Below are 18,077 nucleotides of genomic sequence, written 5' to 3'. Positions count from 1 at the left end.
ACTGCCCATTATCCAGCATGAGTTAGCTTACTGAATGCACAGCTTCAAAATCTGGGCAAGATGGAAGAAATATTTTCGCGCTAGCTCATGTTATACTATTGCGGTGTCTCGTTTCTTGACGTTAGGCCTCCGCGCACGGAGCCAGGCGAAAAGGGAAATGTTAGCCTGCGCTCCATTCTCCAGTCTACTCGCTTCACCAAAGAATCAGCGAGATAGCAGGAGACAAGCACACAGATGTTTCTCTGCCAGGGCAGGCAAACGACCGGAAATAGACGGGACAAAAAGAATAGTATCTACAGTGTGAAAAAATCGAGACAAAGAATGTCTTTATACAACGGGGTTACGCGTTTCACCGGGACATGTATACACAAATAGAAAGAAATAAAATTCATGCATACAATGTCATCAGAACACGAAAAAACCAACACTGCTGACCTGGGAAGAGCAGATGTGACATCAACCGGTCAGCATGTCGATAGAAAGAAGAGGATAAACAAATCCCTATTTATATTGCCGGCCAGCTTAGCCCTGATTATGACTGGATTTGGCATAATTATCCCGGTCTATCCGCAGCGCCTGGAAGCGCTCGGCCTGGGAGCCGAAACCCTGGCCTTAATGGAAGGTGGCTTTGGTCTGGGGATGTTCCTCTTCAGCACGCCCATGGGTGTGTGGGCCAATCGTTTTGGCCGTAAGCCGCTAGTCTTGCTAGCCCTGCTTGGCTTTGTCGCGACCAATCTGTTGCTGGCCTTCGTCAATATTCCAGCCTTCTTTATAGCTATACGGTTTCTAGAGGGCATCCTTGTCGCAGGCTTTATGCCCGCAGCCATGGCCATGATTGGAGACGCCATTCCACCCGAGAAACAGGGGCGCTGGATGGGCGTCATGACTACAGCGCAGGCCGGAGGTGTCGCGCTAGGACCAGCAATCGGCGGCGTCCTCTATCAATCATGGGGTTTCACAAGTCCATTCTTGCTCTCAGCAGCCTTTGCACTGGCTTCCGCGCTACTGGCCATATTCATGCTGCCTGAAACCCTGCCCGAGCAGGTGCGCGCGGAGGCCCTGGCGAACAGGGACAGGAAGAAACGCGGCGAAAAGGAACTTGATGTGAACAGAGTAAGCCTGATTCACCTGGCCTGGGCCTTTGCAGCGCTCCTCTTCATAGACTTTGGTAGCATGTTTGTCTTCCCGTTCGCGCTGCCGCAGTATCCGTTCTTTTTTGAGAATACGCTGCATTATAGCGCTGCGCAGTATGGCTTGATCATTAGCGCCGATGGCCTGGCTATGGCTCTCTTCCCGCTAGTGCTGGGACGCCTTAGCGATACCTTACCGAAAAAGCCGCTAGTCATCATAGGCAGCTTGCTGAGCGCTTCGCTTAATCTGGCCATGCTTTTCCTGCACCAGTACCCGCTCTTAATAGTTTCGTCGCTGATGACTGGAGTAGGCTTTGCCCTGTTAATGCCATCGATGAGCACGATCTATCTGCAAGCGACAAGCGACAAGAATCGCTCCCAGCTCATGGGGATACGCAGCACGGCCATATCGTTTGCCATGCTGGCTGCTCCGCTGGCTCAGGCAGCCATAGCGCCCTGGATCACGCCACAGATAACCTTCGCCATTTCGAGCGTGCTCTCGCTATTAATGGTCATCTTCGCCATCGTGGCCTTGAAGTCGCCGCGTCAGAGCTCACCGGAAGATGCGAGCAAAATCGCGGCGTAGCTCAAGCCGCTAAGGTCAAGGATTGTCTTTTTTGCCTCAATTCGGTATGCTTGGCAACAAACTGATCTACTCCATGGGCTTTGAAGCCCGTGGAGCTTGATCTTAAGCAGGTACATCGAACAATTCCAAGGAGGGAAAGTGGACAATTCAATATTGATTCCTCTCGCTATTGTGATCGCCGTCTTAATCGTAGGATATATCTTCCTGCGCCCCAAAAGGAAGAGACATTATTCTCGCAGGAGATTGCCCCTTCCAACTTTGAGAAGGGACTACGGAGCCCATATCGCCAAAAAGCATGGGCGCGAACGAAGCGCTGAGTGGGAAAGAGTGGCCAGGGAGCACCGCTTACGCGAGCCCGCTTGCGTGGCCTGTGGCTACCGAGGCCATAAGCTCCAGGTTCATCACATTAAGCCTTTTCATCTGCACCCGGAGCTAGAGCTTGACCCGAATAATCTCATCACGCTCTGCGAAGCTCGGGGTCGCGAGCATCACCTGCTCCTGGGTCATCTTGGAGCCTGGGACTCATATAATGAGCACATTCGCGCCGATATCAAGCATTTCTATCGCAAAACTGCAGCCCAGATCCGCGCCGATGTAAACTGGTTAAAGAAGATGCAGCTCAGGCCATAAGCCCAGGATATTTGTAAACTCCGTGCATACGTTAACGCGGCTCCAGGGAAATCCTGGAGCCAGGGACCGGCCGCATCCCTTCAGCATTATTACACGAGAAACCCCAAGAAATTTGCCCTTTCCTGTTCGACTTCACTTCCATTCGCAGCAGTTATCTGCCTGCCCTAGACCTTGCGCGCTGGCATTGGTGCATCGAGGAAGGGAGGAATAATTGCCATCAGCAGATCGGTTCGCGCAGTAAGCTCCATATGCGTTGTACCTGGAAGAATGGCCATTTGCGAAGTTGGCAGGCCCAGCAGGTCACCAGGTTGCCCACCGCCTAGCAGGCGAAAAATCTCAGCAATATGTTCTGGACACACCAGGTCAGAATCTCCGGCAATGAGCAAAACTGGAGATTGTATCCCTTTGACGTCAGCAGCTGGCCACTCTTGCACTTGCTTATTGAAGGCTTTTGCCTTCGCTACCAATTGCGGCCAATCTTGTGGTCGCGGAGCCGACTGGAGATACTCTTGTTCATAGGGAGAACCAGCCAAAAATTCAGGGGTCAACTCCTCAATGCCAGCTCGCATCTCTGGATAAATGCCACTACTTGTATAGGTAACCGAACAGAGCACAAGTTTTTGGACAAGGTGGGGATAGCGTATGGCCACCTGTAGGGCAGTACCCGCGCCGGAGCTATAGCCAAGGATGTCGACCTGTTTCAACCGCAGATGTTCCAGGAGAGCGGCAGTGTCTTCAGCATAGCACTCGTAAGAAAGGGGCCGGTCAGCGATATCAGCAGTATGTCCATAGCCCTGAAGTTCAACCGCAATGACCTGCCGCGTCCTGGCAAGCAAGGGGATAAGTTTGCCAAAGGCTGAACCTATTCCTGATAACGCTCCAGGGAGCAAAACTAGCGGCTGGCCCGTGCCATGAATTTCATAGTACATGCTCAGACCGTTGATATCAGCATAATTCCCTTTGGTAGTGAAGTTATTCACATTTATTGCCTTTCTTCATAAAGAGGTAAAAGACTGCCTACAGCCTCGCACCAATAACCATGGGGGCCGCTTCTCTCAGCATGCGTCCCATTTGAGCGCTCAAACACCTCAGTTGAGAAGAGTATAGCTGGCAATATGTTCCGCTGACATCACTGATATTCGTGATTGTTGGGTGATGCCGCAAGAGGTCTTGGGCATCATCAGGAGCTTTCGGCTTCCCAATTAGCCAGCAGGTGCAGTTGCTCCGCTCTCGCAATGGCCTCGGCGCGCCGCCCAACGTTCAACTTACGATAGATGCTGCTGACCTGGGTCTTAATCGTATTGGGAGAAACTATGAGCGTCTTGGCGATCTCCGCGTAGGTTTGCCCGGCGACTAACAGACGCAAAACGCGTTGTTCCCTGGTTGTGAGTGGCTCAAGCAGGGTTGATGGCTGATCAACGTTGGGACGCCGCAAAGCAGAGCAGCCATCACGTCTCTGCTCCTCGACCTGGCGAACAAGGTGATCCAGGAGAGCTGCATGGTGAGCAAACCCCTCTTGTTCCACCAGGGCCGCGAGCCGGTCGAGCGCCAGTTGGGCGGAAGAGAGATCTCTGCTTGCCAGGGCCAGGCGAGCGCCTAAAACCTCCCCTGTGACCAGCAGATCAACCACCTGACAGTCTTGCGCACTTTGTCTAAGCTTCAGCAACCAGGTCGCGGCTTCCTCTAGCTGCTTCCAGGCATAGCAGGCGTTGAACAGGCAAGCATAGAGATATCCGGCGATGCTGGTGTGCGGCCCGCTCTGTTCAAGCAGCGTAAGGGCTGAAAGCGCTTCCTGGTAGGCCTGGTGCCAGCGCGCGTCCTGGCTATAGGCCTGAGCCAGCCAGCACTTTACGCGGATCGTAGCCTGAGGGTTTCCTGCCTCCATCATGTGTTGCCGAGCTGCAAGCAGCCTTGGGATCAGAGAAGCTCCCTCACGCTTCAGGATCACTGTCAGGCAGAAGGCAAGCTGGAGTGGAACGAGGTTCCAGTGCGCCTCTGGATCTGCGGGCAGGGCGTCTGCTGCTTCCACAAGTTGAAGCACGCGCTCGACATCGCCGCAGCGCAGGAGTCCACGCATCTCAAACAGGGCTCGCAGCAGAAATAGGCGTCGCTGGATCAGCGCAACCTCAGCATCCGAGAGCGAAAGTTCTGCCTTTTTGCCCAAGAGTCCCTCTATGTTCGTAAAGGCACGCTCCAATTGATTTTGCACCATGGCATACAGCCTTTTGTTGCTGAGGTAGATGGAGTTGAGCATGTGAAGCGTAGCGTTGAGGGCCAGGCCCACATGCGCACGCAGAACCGCGTCTGGAAGAGCTAGCACCCAGGTATGAACAGCCCTTATTTCGCCACTGAGCCACCAGAGGTGCTCGGCTGCCTGCTCCATCAGGTTAGCGGCATAGGTGTAGTCAGGAGCGGCCAGGGCATGGGTAATTGCCTCCCGAGCTTCACCTGCTGCCTCGTAAAAGTGAGCGGCACGCAGATGCAAGAGCGGCACCAGTGTGGGGTATCTGGTGTGCAATTGCGCTAGCAAGGCCTCGCGAAAGAGATCATGATAGCGATACCACTGGCGCTGGTCATCCAATGGCATTATGAAGAGGTTTGCCCGCTCCAAGGCCACGAGCATCTCCTGACATTCAGCCAGTCCGAGAGTGGCAGTGACGGCCTGGCAAAGGCGCGCATTCATACGCGTAAGGATGCTTGTCTGCAACATAAAATCCTGGAGAGGCCCCGGCAAGTGCGCAAGAACATCTTGTTGTACAAAGTCAAGCACGAAGCGATGCGAGCCGGTAAAATCTTGCACAAAGCTTGAGAGATTTTCGCGTTTACGGGCCGAGAGCGCAGCAAGTTGCAAGCCCGCGATCCAGCCCTCGGAGCGCGCTTGCAGAGCAGTTACCTCTTCTTCGGAGAAAGGCAGGCCCATCCCTTCAAGCAGATAGCTGGCGGCCTCAGCTCTCGTAAAACGGAGATCCTGGTTTCTGATCTCAAGCAGCTGACCACGCATACGTAAGCGGGAGAGAGGAAGCTCGGGGTCGCTGCGCGTAGCAAGCACCATATGCAGATTAGTGGGCGCATGCTCAAGCAAGAAGCGCATACTTTCCGCAATGACCTGATCAGAGAGTACATGATAATCATCAAGGATGAAAATGACTTCTCTACCTACCTGCTCAATATCGGCAAGCAGAGGGGTCAGGATGGAAGAGAGCGGGAGCATTTCTTGCCCATGCAACACGGCCATGGTTTTGCGGCCAGGCGTGGGCAGACCCTTGATGTGAGCACAAGCAATCTGTAGGGCTGCGATGTAGGAGGTTCCAAACCTGGCAGGATCGTTGTCAAGCTCTTCGAGCGAGAGCCAGGCTACAGCCACATCTGTGCCTTTCAGCTGATAACCACCCTGCTGTGGTCGAGAGAGGGCTGCTACCCAGGCCGAGAGCAGCGTGGTCTTACCACTGCCAGCGGGAGCCGAGACGAGCGTGAGCGGCTGGTTGATGACTGCCTGCAAATCGTTGAGCAAGCGCGTGCGCTGTACGAGCGAAGGTGGCAGGCGGGGAGGAGTACATCTTGAAGCGAGCAGCGGCATACTCGGCGCGGGTTTCTGCTCTCCCCGTGTTGCTATGATAGCCGGAGAGGACGAGTCGTTGAGTTCATTGGCGACCTGTTCTAAGCGTGCAAAGGTGAGCTGAGAAGTTGCTCCCAGATAGCGCTTGTAGGTCTGGCCTGCTCGTTTGCGGTAGGCGTACCAATAGCTGACCCTGGCTGTGCGGGATTCTTTCCTGACCGAGAGCCGTCCAGCCTGCCCCACAAAAGCAAAGGAGGTATGGGTCTGTAAAAAGCTGCTGAAAGCCAGATCCTCGGCTGAGCGCAAGCTCAGCGTAGGTTGCCCATGCGTCTGGAGCTCATAGCATCGCTGCTGCTGGGACCAGATGAGGGTATATAGCGCTTGTCTGGCCATATTCTCCTTCCCCTGTTATTGGGTATCTCCTTTTGATACCCAGGCTAGATTCTGCCTCAAGTATAGCACGCCAAGACAATATTTCTCCTAATAGGCTGCTTCTCCTGGCGGCCAAACAAAGAGAGCTGGTAAGTCCTGCTTATGCAAGCAGAGCCCTTGACAATACGACTTGTAGCTCGTATAATTTTCGAATAAAATACGATAATATTATCGTATTTGAACGTAAATTTTGAACGAGATAAAGAAAGAGGGTACACTGATGGCTTCACAGCCGCATAAAGAGCTTTGGAAACCCTGGTTTGAACTATGGAATGGCAAGCTATCCATTGCCGACGAGATCCTCGCCCCTAACTTCGTCGCGCATTTTGCGCCAGTTGGCTCAAGTCCTGCTGAGGTACGCGGCCCCGAAGGAATGAAGCAGTGGATCGGCGGAATTCTGGCAGCCTTCGCCGACTTTAGCTTTACCACCACAGTTGGACCGCTGGCCGAAGACAACCTCATTGCTGGTCGATGGCTCTTTCGTGCTACCTACCAGGGCGGCTTCCCTGGCGCCTCCGCTGCAGTAGTTGGCAAACGTGTCGAGTACGCAGGAATGGATCTCTTGCGCGTCGAAGATGGAAAAATCGTCGAGTACTGGTTATGCGCAGATATTATGCAACTACTGCAACAAATTGAAGTGATCCCTTCCTAACCAAGCAGGTTCTCCGTCTCTATTGAGCAGAAAGGCCCACTTTGAATGGCTTGAAGAGACTTTATAGAAGCCGTGTCGCATCCCTGCAAAGGCAGGTGTTGAGGCAACATTTCGGATCAGCGTTGGGTATAATAGAGACTGTAGCCTCTTTTCGACGAAAAAACGGCAGAGGCATACAGCGCTTCTGCTAGAATTGTGAGGAAATATGGCAACATTGAGCTACAGTCAGCAGCGAGATCAGCTTGTGCAGGCAGCCCAGCGTCTGCACCAGACTGGCGTCATGTCTCATAGTGGACATGGCAATATGAGCGCCAGATTGCCCGGGCAGGATTTGATGCTCCTCACCTCGGTCAGTCATCTGACGCATCTGAGCCCCGAACAATTAGTAGTTATTACGTTTGATGGTGAAGTCGTGGAGGGCACACTTGACCCCACCACGCGCGAGATCGTCGGCATGCATTCATGTGTCTATCGCGAGCGCCAGGAGGTCAACGCCGTCATTCACACACACTCGCCGCGCACAACAAGCTTTGCCCTGGCTCATCGGCCTCTGCCCTGCGTCTATGAGGCCTTTTTGCGTTTCGGCATAACCGAGGATATCCCCGTTGCCGAATGGGCACCACGGGGCTCAGAGGAAGCTGTCAGCTACATCGTAGCGCAACTGCGACAGCACCCAACGGTTCCCGCAGTCCTTTTAGCTAATCATGGTCTTCTGGCCTTTAGCAGCGATCCCCTAGCTACGGCCCAGATCATCATTATCATGGAAGAATCGGCCCAGCTCACGCTCGACGCGCATCCGCTTGGTGGGGCGCAGGGATTTCCGGCCGGTGCCCTCGAACGGGAGCGCAAGCACATGCAGCGCTATGGCTCAACGCAGTAATCTGCGTCCCCATAGCCCATTTCGCCAGGGCCCTCAGCCGTCTTAGCACGAGTTCTGGATAAGCGACCCCCCGATGAGGTGTAGGGTGGAAACGAAAAAACACTACCTATCCATCATCGGAGGAGTCTACCAGGGCTTTGCCTGTTCTCATCCAACGTGGCCCGGACAAGATCAGAGTCCTTTTTTCTCGGCACTCTTTTCCTCTTTCCCCCTCTCTTCCTGTCTTGCCGCTGTGATACTGTGAAATAGTAAGTAGTTTTGCCGCTGGTATCACTTCTCTACCAGCAACAATGGGCTGTTTTTGCCAATCAATGGCCCAATTTTTCTTCATCATGCAAGTACTTTGCCGTCAAGGCAGAAGCAGAGCAACCGTACTAGCAAAGCACTGCATGGAACACGCGTGGCCGCCGTTGCTAGTGGAATGGTTGTCGGTTTGATACGACGCAGCGGGCTGCAAGAAGAATCGTCGCTCAACAGCTCTAGTTCCTGCTGAGCCAATCCCGTCAAGTTTGCTTTGACGCTTTTCAATACATCTGGCCTTTTGTACAGGGCATGACCCGCCCTCTGGACAGGGACGACAACCTCCCCTTCTCTTATACTCAAGTGGTCATGAGAAGAAAGGGGCCTGAAAGAAACAGAACCTATGAATAAGCATCCATTCAAAGTGCACATAGAGCAAGAAACGCTCGACGATTTACGTGTTCGCCTGGAACGCACCCGCTGGCCCGATGAGGTTGAGGGCGCAGGCTGGAATTATGGCACCAATCTTGCATATCTGAAAACACTTGTCAATTATTGGCAGCATGAGTTTGATTGGCGTGCTCAGGAACAGGCCATCAACCGCTTTGCTCACTTTAAGGCCGATGTCGATGGAGTAGGTATCCATTTTATCCATGAGCGAGGCAAGGAACCCAATTCTCTCCCTCTGCTCCTGCTACATGGTTGGCCCAGTTCGTTTGTCCAGATGTTGAAGATCATTCCGTTGCTTACCGATCCACAGGCACATGGAGGGGATGCCGCTGATGCGTTCGATGTGGTTGTCGCATCCCTGCCAGGTTACGGTTTCTCCGATCGAGTGAGGGAGCCGGGCATGAATGCGCTAAGTATGGCTGATATGTTTGCGAAACTGATGACCGATGAACTTGGTTATAGCCGTTACGCGGTTCGTGGTACTGACTTAGGCAGAGGCGTCATCATGCAACTCGCGCAAAAGCACCAGGATGCGGTTGTCGGTATCCACACGGGAGGCACAATGATAGGCGGGGGATATTACGCCCTCTCTGATGATCTCACCAAGGCCGAGCAGGCTTATGTGCGCGATTTAGAGAGTTGGAGGAAGCAGGAGATGGGTTACGCCATGCTCCATTCAACGAAGCCCCAGACCCTGGCCTATGGACTTAACGACTCACCTGTTGGTCTGGCGGCCTGGATCATCGAGAAGTTTCGCTCGTGGAGCGACTGTGATGGCAATGTAGAGAAGGCCTTCACCAGAGACGAGCTGCTCACCAATCTCACGATCTACTGGGCGACCGAGACGATCAATTCGTCGATGCGTCTCTATTATGAGTCATCGCCACTGCCAATGGGTGAGATGGGAGTGCCAATGGGCTGGCTTCAGACTGCAAAAGATATGTTTCCCATGCCCCGTTCATGGGTCGAGCGCTTCTACAAGATTGATCACTGGACGGATCTGCCCGCAGGCGGCCACTTTCCCGAATGGGAACAACCAGATGCAGTGGCCCAAGACATTCGTACCTTTTTTCGACCTCTGCGATGAAGGGTAATGTTTGTCGGCATGAGTCTCAATTCGCTGATCCTTTGGGCTTGTCTCATCCATAAAGCTCACGATTTTCTGCCTTGATGCGCCCACAGATGCGTGGGGATACCTTTATTCCCTACTGGAGAAGCGCGACGTGCATACGCCACTCCCCAATGAGCGAGTTCTCTTGCTTTTTGCGAATCCCATTGGCGACTTCAAATGTGACCTTTCTTGGCGCTTTGCTCGCCTTGTCTTAAGACAGAACTCGCGTTGGCTTAACGCGTAGAAGCGCAAAGGCTGCTCCGCCTGCTAGCGCGACGCCTTTTGTCGAGTTAGCAGGCGCAAGGCATTGGCCTGAAGAACTGCGGCCTTTTGTGCCTCTTTCAGCTCTAGAGCTGAGAGCAGCCCTTCGATCTCCCAGCGCGGCGTAAGGGGCATAATCGGCCAATCGCTGCCCAGCAGTACATGCTCAGCCCCCAGAAGTTCAAGCACAAAACGCAGCGAAGCCAGATCAAAGCCCATCGTATCGATATAGAGGCGTTGGCGCAAAGTGCCAGGCGAGGAGCCAAGCCAGCCCGGTTCGCGCTTATGCTCCTGCTCAGCGATACCGGCAAATAAAAGTGCGGCAACCCCGATCATCGGTAGGACTATCTTTAAGGTGGGAAATGCATCTAAGAGGCCGCTGCGCAATAAGGCTAGCACGCTCGCCGCGTTTTCCGTGCCTCGCGCCAGCAAGATACCCGTATGGCCTAGATCAGCCAGGCGCTCAGTCAGGCCCGCCGGGCTAACCGGATGGACAAAGACTGGCACATCAAGCTCAGCGGCTGCAGCAAAGGTTGGACGCGCCTGCGGGGCATCAAGATAGAGATTCCCTTGTGCACAATCGAGACAGATTCCTTGCAATCCAAGCGTTTGAATAGCGCGCCTCACCTCATTAGCCGCGCCCTCGCCACGAAAGGCATCAATCGTAGCAAGAGCAAACAGGCGCCCTGGATAGAGTGCAAGCAGTTCAGCAAAGCGATCATTGATGCGCCTCAACAGATCCTCGGGCAACGGCTGACCAGCAGAGGCAATTGTTGCCGACGGCGCGCTCAGCACTTTTGCCCCAATATTGGCCCGCTCCATTTCGGCAAATTGCCCCTGGAGATCGGTTAGCAAGGGCCAGGCTCGCGCCAGGCCGCCCGGGGCCTGCCTAGAAGAGGTATACCAGGCAGTTTCATAGTAATGGCTGTGGAAGTCGATCAAAGCGGGAGTGCGTTCAGGCATCTTCTCTCCTTCTTCCCGACAAATAAAAACAGAAACATAGCTACATGCACAAGCTTATATTTCAGTTATAGCATGTCCCTCTATCCCAAAGCAAACAGGAGTGAGCTTTTTTACCACCTTCACGCCAGAAAGTTGCAGTAGCGAATCTAGTCAGCTAGATCGCGGCGCGCTTTGGAGCTCTATAGCAAAATCTATACGTCATTTAGTAATCTCTGAGATAAGGAGAGAGAAAGCTACTTTTGCTTCTAGGCAAAGTTGTCTGTTGATCCGACTATAATATGTATGGGCATATCCCCCAAAAGGGTTAGGGGAATGTCCATAGACATAGTATCCGCCCGCCACAGGAGTAGCATTATAAAAATTTTCGCGGACTCTATGTATCGCACCGACAAGTTAGAGCGTTATAGTCTGTAAGTAGAATATGATGGGCCATAGGGGTAAAATTTGAACAGCACAAGTCTAGAAACGAGTCGGGGACCGACGCCAGATGAGCGGAATCTCCTGACCAACGCGATATGAAAATGACTCACTGAACACAGCGCGCCAACAACCAATAAAAGCCACATAGCCCACTACTATTCCAAAGCTATCAAGCGCGCATAGCTGTTCTATTTGTAATGCAGAAAAATACCACCTGATAGTTCAAAATGCTGGGAAGGAGCAGCTAGAATATATGTATCCTGCAGCAGTACTTGCCGAGACGCGCCTCCCGCGTGTCCATCACCCGATCGTCTCAAAATTGTATGAGAGGCTAGCCAATCGCGGAGCAATGCAAAGCGTATTAACTCCATTGCGCCAGGAGGTCGTAGGACAGGCCAGGGGACGCGTACTGGAGATTGGAGTCGGCCCAGGCCTCAATTTTCCTTTCTATAATCCCGAACATGTGGACCAGGTAGACGCCGTAGAGCCAGACGAAACCATGTTACGCTACGCCCATGAGCGCGCCGAAAAAGCCCATGTGCCGATAACCCTACTGCAGACAGCGGCTGAGGTCCTGCCCTTCACAAGCGAGACCTTCGATAGTGCAGTAGCTACCCTTGTCTTTTGCTCTGTATTTGATCCAGCGCGTGTATTTCGCGAAATTCGGCGCGTGCTTAAGCCCGATGGCAAGCTTTTACTCATCGAGCATGTGCGAGCCACCGGACACATTACGGCCAGCATTCAGGATTTCCTGGTACCCGTTACAACATGCTTGAGTGGTAACTGCCACTGGAATCGCGACACCTTGCGGACACTTAGCGAGAGCGGTTTCTCCATTGAGGAGGTGCGCGAACACAGATCAGGCCTGCTTCCGATCGTCTCAGTGCAGGCCTCGTACGCACAATAGCAGCCTCGCTATAACGGGCCAGAGAAGTTAAGCGCGGTGAGTAGCAAGCATAGCCAGAACCGCAATAAGCAGAATCCTGCGCTTAGCCACAGCTGCCTGCTCCATCTGTCAGCAAATTCCTTTGTAGCAGATGGAGCAAATTCAGCAATTGTTGGCGTTGCTCTGTATCCAGATAAGCCAGCAGCTCTTCAGCATGTTCGGCCTGAACGCGATACAAATGTGCCATGCGCACACTCGCGCCTTCTGTAAGCTCCAGGTAAATTACGCGGCGATCACGCTGATCGGGCACGCGCCGCAGTAAGCTTGCGCGTTCGAGCCCGTCGACAATATCAGTAATCGTGCGTGGACTAACATGAAGCCTGGATGCCAGATCACTCATGCGAATACTGCCGGCTTCTTCCACAATAGAGAGCAGGCGCAAACGAGCTTCCGAGATTTTGGCTGGGAATGCTTGCTCGGCAAGAAAGGTGTCACAGTTGCGCTGAACCAGATGAGTGGTAATAGCCAGAGTTTGCAGAACTTCGACCGCCGATGGTTGCGACGGCTTAGCAGCCAGTGGTTGGGCAGAAGGTGCAAAGGCATCGGGATGTTCCTGTAATGTTACATTCATCAATTACATGTCCTCATGTTGAGATCTCTCCTGATCAGGAAGCGCCCCAAAAATATCTCATTTAGTTTATTCCATAGAGATATATGCTGGCAAGAAAATGCCGCAAAACAGTACTCTTTAACACGCTGCATGGCCAAATTTTTTGCTCAATAGCATAGATGGGCCCCGCTTCTCCAAAGTTGCACATCGCGTTAGCTAGCGCTTTTGACCCTTGACATCCTAAAAGAGCTGTAGGGTGTTTTGCGACAAAATAGCGATCAAATCACGACAAATGGGGCCTACAATTGTCTCAGACAAACTTTGTTGAGTAAAGAAGGAAGCTGAGATGATCAAACACTCTGACGTATTTGTACGCACACCACATCGACCGCCCCAATGGACCGCATACGCAGCCTTTGGCTGGGGCTTACTCTTTGCTATAATCCATGCCGCCTTATTCTTTGGCGGTGGCTCTTTCGCGCTCGGACCCCAATTTGCCCACAATTACGCGATCTATTTGCTCAGTAGCACAATATCGGTGCTTCTGTTCACTGTACTTGCCTTGTTTCCCTTGTCCCTGGTCTGGCCGTTTCGCTGGTTGAGCCAAAAACGCCTTCAGATCTTCGCGCTCCTACTGGCATATCTGGCAGTGATTGGATTTGGCCTCTATGAGCTTATCATTGCCAGGGAACTACGAGGGGTGGTTCTTACCATTGGGATCTGCCTTGCGGGTGTGCTTGTGGCCTTTATGCGGCCGCGCAGTCAGAGCCTGTCACATTGGATGATCCTTGTGGCTACCTGGGCCTTTGGTATAGGTATGACCCTATATGGAGGCGGTTATCTGCTCATAGCCTTGCTCCATATCAATACACCAGGCTTTCTAGAGCTCTTCTTCCTGGGAGGGATGACCTGGACACCCGAAGGAATCTTTTTCATTCTTGCCGCCTGGTCCATGAGCCACCGTTGAAGATCGTATTGAAAAATCTCAACTTATGTGAAAGAATGGGTAGATGAGGTTCTATCTACCCTTTTAAGGCTCATTTGAGCATAAGACAGAAAGGATATAAGCATAGTGAGCGAGTGGAGCAATGATCTTAGCGATTGGAACAATAACGTCATTCAAGAGTTTCGCAGCAACGGAGGAAAAGTTGGTGGAAGATATCAAGGTGCGTCCTTGCTTCTTCTGACCACAACAGGGAGAAAGAGCGGCAAAGCTCACACATCACCTCTTGCCTACCAGATTGAGGGAGGGCGCTATATCGTCGTAGCTTCGCGCATGGGCTCCCCAGCGCATCCCGCGTGGTATCTCAATCTCGCCGCGCAGCCAGAAGTTACAGTCGAAGTCGGTAATGAACACTTCAAAGCCATCGCAACCACTGTGGATAGCGCTGAGCGCGAGCAGCTTCTAGAGAAGTGGCCCATGGTGAAAGAGCACCAGGCCAATACGACGCGCGAGATCCCCTTTGTAGCTTTGCGCCGCGTGAGCTAAGTGCCAGCCATGTGAGAAGAAGAGCTGCTCCTACTGTAGCACGCGCCGGCTCTCCGGCGGCTCAATATCTGGAACCGCCTGGAGAACCAGCTTTCCTTCAACTCATCTATTGAGCAATTGCGCTCCGCTGACGTCTATATTGTCGTTGCCTCTTGGCACGACTTCCGCAACCTTCCATACTACACCAATGACGACTGCCATTCTTGCTGGTGTCTAGAAACAGCCAGCCACACCCCTTGTTGCCAGGACACTCCTTCACCCGCCGTACATCAGGCGAAGTGAGCAGTTCCACAGCTGACTTTGCCAGCAACCAGAGCAAATAGCCGGACCAATGCTCCTCGTCATTCCAGGCCCAGGCAAATTCTTCGTCCCCGGATACGAGGCAGGCATGTATGAGTGTGGCTGCATAGGTTGTGCTCAAGTGAGCAAGATCATCGGCTGCCGGCCTCATTCCTCGGGCGCTTGCTGAGAAGATGCGATAGAGCGTTTCACGTAGCGCAAGAGCCCGCTCAAACTCCGTTGTGGCTGCTGCAGGTTGCTTTTTTGCTTGCTCAAGAAGGCCTTGAACTAGCTCTTCCTGTAGAAGACCGACGCGGAGGCACCATTTGAGCAAATCGGCCAAACTGTGCAAACACTCCTGGGGATGAGCGCTGCTTCGTCCGTCGATTGTATTGGTAAAGTCGAGGCAAGGTCGGCCTCCAACGAGCCTGAAAGCATCGATAGGGTTTTCAAAGTTGTCCATCATCTTGTCTCCACCATTGCGTTACCACCAAAATATCATTGACAGGTGACATTATCAATGCTAGACTAATGTTACTGGCTAATTAATTTTAGCAGGTGACATAAAACCAGTCAAGCAGGGCAGTGGGAAGAGATAGATATGCAGCCAGATACAAGATATTCCAAACAGGAAGAAGGGAAGACAAAGCAATCACGAACAAGGGCCGGTGGTATCTGCTATGGCATCGGCGTCAATATTCTTAGCGCCCTCGCCTTTATTATTCCTGCCCGCGAAGCTAGCTTCACTTCGTTTCAGTTTGCGCTTGGACGCTACCTGTCATATGGATTGCTATCGCTCTGTATCTTTCTCCTTTTCACCCGTCGTCAGATGCAAGGAAGCGATCGCCGAACCTGGTTCAGCGCCCTGCTCTTTGCCGCTACAGGCAACGTCGGCTATTACATCTTTCTGGTGCTGGGTGTTCAGAATGTTGGGGCATCGGTTACAGCTCTCATCAATGGAACATTACCGATAACTATCGCCCTATATGGCAACTGGAAGCGACGAGAATATCCTTTCTCGCGCCTGCTTTTGCCCATCATCCTGCTTGTCATGGGCTTGCTGGTCATCAATCTCTATACGTTGGGCGGGAGACAAGATCTCCCAGGAACCCTTGAGCAACGCTGCCTGGGCATTCTCTTTGCAAGTGTCGCCGTAGCTCTGTGGACCTGGTACGCTGTCGCCAATACAAACTTTCTGCGCGCACATCCCGATCTTTCATCAGCAAACTGGTCAACCATGATAGGCGTGGGTACCCTGTTTCTGGTTCTTTTCGCCCTGCCACTATCCCAGGGAAGTGGCGCCATCTCGTTCAACCTCCAGACGCTACTAGAGCCGGGTAGTCAGTTACTGCCATTTGTGGTGGGAAGCCTCATTCTGGGGATTGGCGTCTCCTGGGGAGGAACATTGCTGTGGAATCACGCCCTCACCGCATTACCCGTCTCTCTGGCAGGGCAATTAATCGTTTTCGAACCCATCACCGTTCTCATCTACGTAGCGCTAGTTAAGGCCCGGCTACCTGATCCCTTCGAGTTTATTGGTGCTGCGTTGATCATTGTTGGAGTAGTATTGGGCATCAGGGCTACTCGCCTGGCTTGAACTTCACCTCTCTTTCATACCCAATCCGAGTGTCGCCCAGCAAAACGATCCAGCCCAGATTCGTGCCATTACTCGTTCCCATTGGTGGCCCTGTCTAGCTTCTGCCGGATGAAAAGCAGAAAAGAACACGACAGCTCAAAACCTCCTGCCAAAGCTCGCCTCCCTCACGTCTCTTGCCTGGGCTGATAGTCCTGGCTATCGAGTCCAAAAGTCCAAGCAATAGCCTCGTCGGCTCGTCTGATCGAGGGGGGAACGCGCAGGGAATACTGCCGCTGCGTGGAGGCGTCCCTCACCTGGACGTAGTGGGCTACCCCTTCAGGATCATTGCCGAGATCCACCTCGATCAAATTGCCTCGTGTGCCCGTATCGATATACTTCCCGCCGATCAATTCCACAAAGCGATCATTGCCCAGTTGCTCCTGGATGACTCGTCGTACTTCCACATTGTGCTCCTGGAGCCAGTCCTCTCTGGTGAGTTGTTGAGGATGCAGAATGATTTTCTCCGGCATACGGACGCCATGCCAAGCATACCAACCCCATCCATCACGATACTGGAGGCATCTGCCAGAAGCACTATGGAGTCGGCCTTGCTCGTCACATTCAAGCAGGATCGGCTTGCGCACCAGCCAGGCTTCTTTGCTTTGCAGTCGATAGCCACTGACTAGCTCATTGAAGAGCGCCCAATGTATCAGTTTATTCTCCTCGAAGACTTCATGGAGGAAGCGGAAAAAAGCCAGCCAGTACGCATCATTGTAGGCCTGCAAGCTCAATAACACTATATCTCCTAATCCCTGGCAGCCCCACACGCTCTCCTCCACGTTGGCCCACGTAATGTCCCGCAGGTTGACCCCTACGCTGACTCTTGTGTTGCCCCACAGAGTAGCCTCCACGCTGTCCAACACGCTCTGATATATCTCCCACATGATGATCTCTGTCACATTGGTCCATATCCCATACCTGCTCGCGCCCTGCGTGTTCCACATGCTGGCCTCCCCATACACGCAGGCCTCCACCTTCTCATACAGGCTCTTTTCCACACGCTTCCTCAGACTGTCCTGCGTGCTCGTTCTCACGCGTATCTCCATAGTCTGATACACATCCCCCCACTCGCTGTTGTCTTTCACGCAGGCCAGAAGAAAAGGGATCGGGGAATCAAACCAGCGAATCGTGACAGGTGGGCAGAGTCCGGCCACCCGGTATGCCTCGCGCAGATGTGCCTCAGCCTCTTGCTCATCAATGACGGTTGGAGCGAGCATCCGGGCAATTCGCTCTTGCGCGAAGTGTCTGGCATACTCCTCTTGTTGAGGGGTCAAGCTCTGCTGGCCCCGAACGATCCTGGGACAAGGGGGCATGCTTCCCAACATCTCTTCCATCAATCAGTCACCTCGCGGATCGCTTCTGGGGTGTACTCACGTTGCCTGATGACACGATAGCAACCCGCAGGCAGTTCGATGGCGTGATGCTCCTGGTGGATCACCTGTGTTGCCTTCCCTACTTCCAGAAACAGTGCTCCCTGCGCGTCTTCGAGGATGCTTCCTTGCAGAAGGCGATGGCTGTGACCAGTCGCTTCTCCCTCGACAATCACCTGGCCTGATCGAGGAATGAGGCCCTCTGGGAGTCTGTGGACCGCTTGGAAGAGCAAGTCGCCTTGCCGGTACATGATGGGGGTCATTTCTGCTTCCTTTCTCTTGACACCAGATAGGCTGGTGCTTTCAGGCTTCTCCTGTAGCTATTCTTGAGGCAGAAGCAGAAAACGGAAAACGACCCTCCCGATGGCTCTGCTTGTATTGCCTACTACTATCCCCAAGAGGTGGGGAGCCATCATCTGTTCTGCTTCAGCCAGAGAAGTTCATTGACAAGTCGAGGGTGCTCTCTTTTTTGGATCACTGAATAGCAGGATTTGGT

16 protein-coding genes are annotated in these 18,077 nt (G+C 53.0%); 9 read left to right on the top strand and 7 right to left on the bottom strand.

The window, feature by feature from the left end; all coding sequences use genetic code 11:
• Positions 1 to 390 precede the first annotated feature (390 nt).
• Together EPA93_RS06910 and EPA93_RS06905 are read left to right on the top strand one after the other, a co-directional pair.
• Complete coding sequence (locus EPA93_RS06910; protein WP_129886347.1) at positions 391 to 1,716, top strand: MFS transporter; 1,326 nt, start codon at positions 391 to 393, stop codon at positions 1,714 to 1,716.
• A gap of 138 nt (positions 1,717 to 1,854) precedes the next feature.
• On the top strand, positions 1,855 to 2,346 hold the full coding sequence (locus EPA93_RS06905) for an HNH endonuclease (protein ID WP_165422930.1): 492 nt from the start codon (positions 1,855 to 1,857) through the stop codon (positions 2,344 to 2,346).
• Between the two features lie 164 nt (positions 2,347 to 2,510).
• Here EPA93_RS06905 and EPA93_RS06900 read toward each other — a convergent pair whose 3' ends face one another.
• Positions 2,511 to 3,326 carry an alpha/beta fold hydrolase gene (locus tag EPA93_RS06900; protein ID WP_207229468.1) on the bottom strand — a complete coding sequence of 272 codons (816 nt, stop codon included), beginning with the start codon at positions 3,324 to 3,326 and terminating at the stop codon, positions 2,511 to 2,513.
• 200 nt (positions 3,327 to 3,526) lie between these two features.
• Positions 3,527 to 6,295, bottom strand: a complete 2,769-nt coding sequence (locus EPA93_RS06895; protein WP_129886345.1) for a winged helix-turn-helix domain-containing protein — start codon at positions 6,293 to 6,295, stop codon at positions 3,527 to 3,529.
• A 259-nt stretch (positions 6,296 to 6,554) separates the two neighbouring features.
• On the opposite strand from EPA93_RS06895, the gene EPA93_RS06890 reads away from it, so the two are divergent.
• The 3 genes from EPA93_RS06890 to EPA93_RS06880 all read left to right on the top strand — a co-directional run bounded on the left by EPA93_RS06890 (position 6,555) and on the right by EPA93_RS06880 (position 9,643).
• Positions 6,555 to 6,986 (top strand): ester cyclase, encoded by a 432-nt coding sequence (locus EPA93_RS06890; protein ID WP_129886344.1) that lies wholly within the window; start codon positions 6,555 to 6,557, stop codon positions 6,984 to 6,986.
• A 205-nt stretch (positions 6,987 to 7,191) separates the two neighbouring features.
• Positions 7,192 to 7,866, top strand: coding sequence for a class II aldolase/adducin family protein (locus EPA93_RS06885; RefSeq protein WP_129886343.1), 675 nt, complete (start codon positions 7,192 to 7,194; stop codon positions 7,864 to 7,866).
• 643 nt (positions 7,867 to 8,509) lie between these two features.
• Positions 8,510 to 9,643, top strand: a complete 1,134-nt coding sequence (locus EPA93_RS06880) for an epoxide hydrolase family protein (RefSeq protein ID WP_129886342.1) — start codon at positions 8,510 to 8,512, stop codon at positions 9,641 to 9,643.
• A 291-nt stretch (positions 9,644 to 9,934) separates the two neighbouring features.
• Here EPA93_RS06880 and EPA93_RS06875 read toward each other — a convergent pair whose 3' ends face one another.
• Positions 9,935 to 10,891, bottom strand: coding sequence for an amidohydrolase family protein (locus tag EPA93_RS06875; RefSeq protein WP_129886341.1), 957 nt, complete (start codon positions 10,889 to 10,891; stop codon positions 9,935 to 9,937).
• Positions 10,892 to 11,564: 673 nt separating this feature from the next.
• On the opposite strand from EPA93_RS06875, the gene EPA93_RS06870 reads away from it, so the two are divergent.
• The gene (locus EPA93_RS06870; RefSeq protein ID WP_129886340.1) at positions 11,565 to 12,218 is read left to right on the top strand and encodes a class I SAM-dependent methyltransferase; all 654 of its coding nucleotides are present in this window, start codon (positions 11,565 to 11,567) and stop codon (positions 12,216 to 12,218) included.
• 82 nt (positions 12,219 to 12,300) lie between these two features.
• On the opposite strand, the gene EPA93_RS06865 is transcribed toward EPA93_RS06870, so the two are convergent.
• On the bottom strand, positions 12,301 to 12,828 hold the full coding sequence (locus EPA93_RS06865) for a MarR family winged helix-turn-helix transcriptional regulator (protein ID WP_129886339.1): 528 nt from the start codon (positions 12,826 to 12,828) through the stop codon (positions 12,301 to 12,303).
• Positions 12,829 to 13,153: 325 nt separating this feature from the next.
• Between EPA93_RS06865 and EPA93_RS06860 the strand changes: the two genes are divergently transcribed.
• Both EPA93_RS06860 and EPA93_RS06855 read left to right on the top strand, forming a co-directional pair.
• Positions 13,154 to 13,774, top strand: coding sequence for a hypothetical protein (locus tag EPA93_RS06860; RefSeq protein ID WP_129886338.1), 621 nt, complete (start codon positions 13,154 to 13,156; stop codon positions 13,772 to 13,774).
• A 105-nt stretch (positions 13,775 to 13,879) separates the two neighbouring features.
• The gene (locus EPA93_RS06855) at positions 13,880 to 14,296 is read left to right on the top strand and encodes a nitroreductase family deazaflavin-dependent oxidoreductase (RefSeq protein ID WP_129886337.1); all 417 of its coding nucleotides are present in this window, start codon (positions 13,880 to 13,882) and stop codon (positions 14,294 to 14,296) included.
• A gap of 106 nt (positions 14,297 to 14,402) precedes the next feature.
• Here the strand turns inward: EPA93_RS06855 and EPA93_RS06850 are convergent, their stop codons facing one another.
• Positions 14,403 to 15,041: a CGNR zinc finger domain-containing protein gene (locus tag EPA93_RS06850; protein ID WP_129886336.1), complete on the bottom strand. Its 639-nt coding sequence runs from the start codon at positions 15,039 to 15,041 to the stop codon at positions 14,403 to 14,405.
• A 135-nt stretch (positions 15,042 to 15,176) separates the two neighbouring features.
• Here EPA93_RS06850 and EPA93_RS06845 point away from each other — a divergent pair, with 135 nt between their 5' ends.
• The gene (locus EPA93_RS06845; protein ID WP_129886335.1) at positions 15,177 to 16,172 is read left to right on the top strand and encodes a DMT family transporter; all 996 of its coding nucleotides are present in this window, start codon (positions 15,177 to 15,179) and stop codon (positions 16,170 to 16,172) included.
• 164 nt (positions 16,173 to 16,336) lie between these two features.
• On the opposite strand, the gene EPA93_RS06840 is transcribed toward EPA93_RS06845, so the two are convergent.
• Positions 16,337 to 17,545, bottom strand: coding sequence for a DUF6745 domain-containing protein (locus EPA93_RS06840; RefSeq protein ID WP_129886334.1), 1,209 nt, complete (start codon positions 17,543 to 17,545; stop codon positions 16,337 to 16,339).
• Complete coding sequence (locus EPA93_RS06835) at positions 17,545 to 17,844, bottom strand: hypothetical protein (protein WP_207229467.1); 300 nt, start codon at positions 17,842 to 17,844, stop codon at positions 17,545 to 17,547. Before EPA93_RS06835 ends, EPA93_RS06840 begins: the two co-directional genes overlap by 1 nt.
• Positions 17,845 to 18,077 lie beyond the last annotated feature (233 nt).

It is taken from the genome of Ktedonosporobacter rubrisoli, from assembly GCF_004208415.1.
Classification (GTDB): Bacteria; Chloroflexota; Ktedonobacteria; order Ktedonobacterales; family Ktedonobacteraceae; genus Ktedonosporobacter; species Ktedonosporobacter rubrisoli.
The sequence above is the reverse complement of the archived record's forward strand: the minus strand, read 5'-3'. Positions and strand labels throughout refer to the sequence as shown.

Bases quoted from the DNA above. Each gene is read 5' to 3' on its own strand.
- EPA93_RS06835 (WP_207229467.1), bottom strand. From the start codon at position 17,844: ATGACCCCCATCATGTACCGGCAAGGCGACTTGCTCTTCCAAGCGGTC.
- EPA93_RS06870 (WP_129886340.1), top strand. From the start codon at position 11,565: ATGTATCCTGCAGCAGTACTTGCCGAGACGCGCCTCCCGCGTGTCCAT.
- EPA93_RS06910 (WP_129886347.1), top strand. From the start codon at position 391: ATGCATACAATGTCATCAGAACACGAAAAAACCAACACTGCTGACCTG.
- EPA93_RS06880 (WP_129886342.1), top strand. From the start codon at position 8,510: ATGAATAAGCATCCATTCAAAGTGCACATAGAGCAAGAAACGCTCGAC.
- EPA93_RS06850 (WP_129886336.1), bottom strand. From the start codon at position 15,041: ATGATGGACAACTTTGAAAACCCTATCGATGCTTTCAGGCTCGTTGGA.
- EPA93_RS06845 (WP_129886335.1), top strand. From the start codon at position 15,177: ATGCAGCCAGATACAAGATATTCCAAACAGGAAGAAGGGAAGACAAAG.
- EPA93_RS06860 (WP_129886338.1), top strand. From the start codon at position 13,154: ATGATCAAACACTCTGACGTATTTGTACGCACACCACATCGACCGCCC.
- EPA93_RS06875 (WP_129886341.1), bottom strand. From the start codon at position 10,891: ATGCCTGAACGCACTCCCGCTTTGATCGACTTCCACAGCCATTACTAT.
- EPA93_RS06865 (WP_129886339.1), bottom strand. From the start codon at position 12,828: ATGAATGTAACATTACAGGAACATCCCGATGCCTTTGCACCTTCTGCC.
- EPA93_RS06885 (WP_129886343.1), top strand. From the start codon at position 7,192: ATGGCAACATTGAGCTACAGTCAGCAGCGAGATCAGCTTGTGCAGGCA.
- EPA93_RS06890 (WP_129886344.1), top strand. From the start codon at position 6,555: ATGGCTTCACAGCCGCATAAAGAGCTTTGGAAACCCTGGTTTGAACTA.
- EPA93_RS06895 (WP_129886345.1), bottom strand. From the start codon at position 6,295: ATGGCCAGACAAGCGCTATATACCCTCATCTGGTCCCAGCAGCAGCGA.
- EPA93_RS06840 (WP_129886334.1), bottom strand. From the start codon at position 17,545: ATGGAAGAGATGTTGGGAAGCATGCCCCCTTGTCCCAGGATCGTTCGG.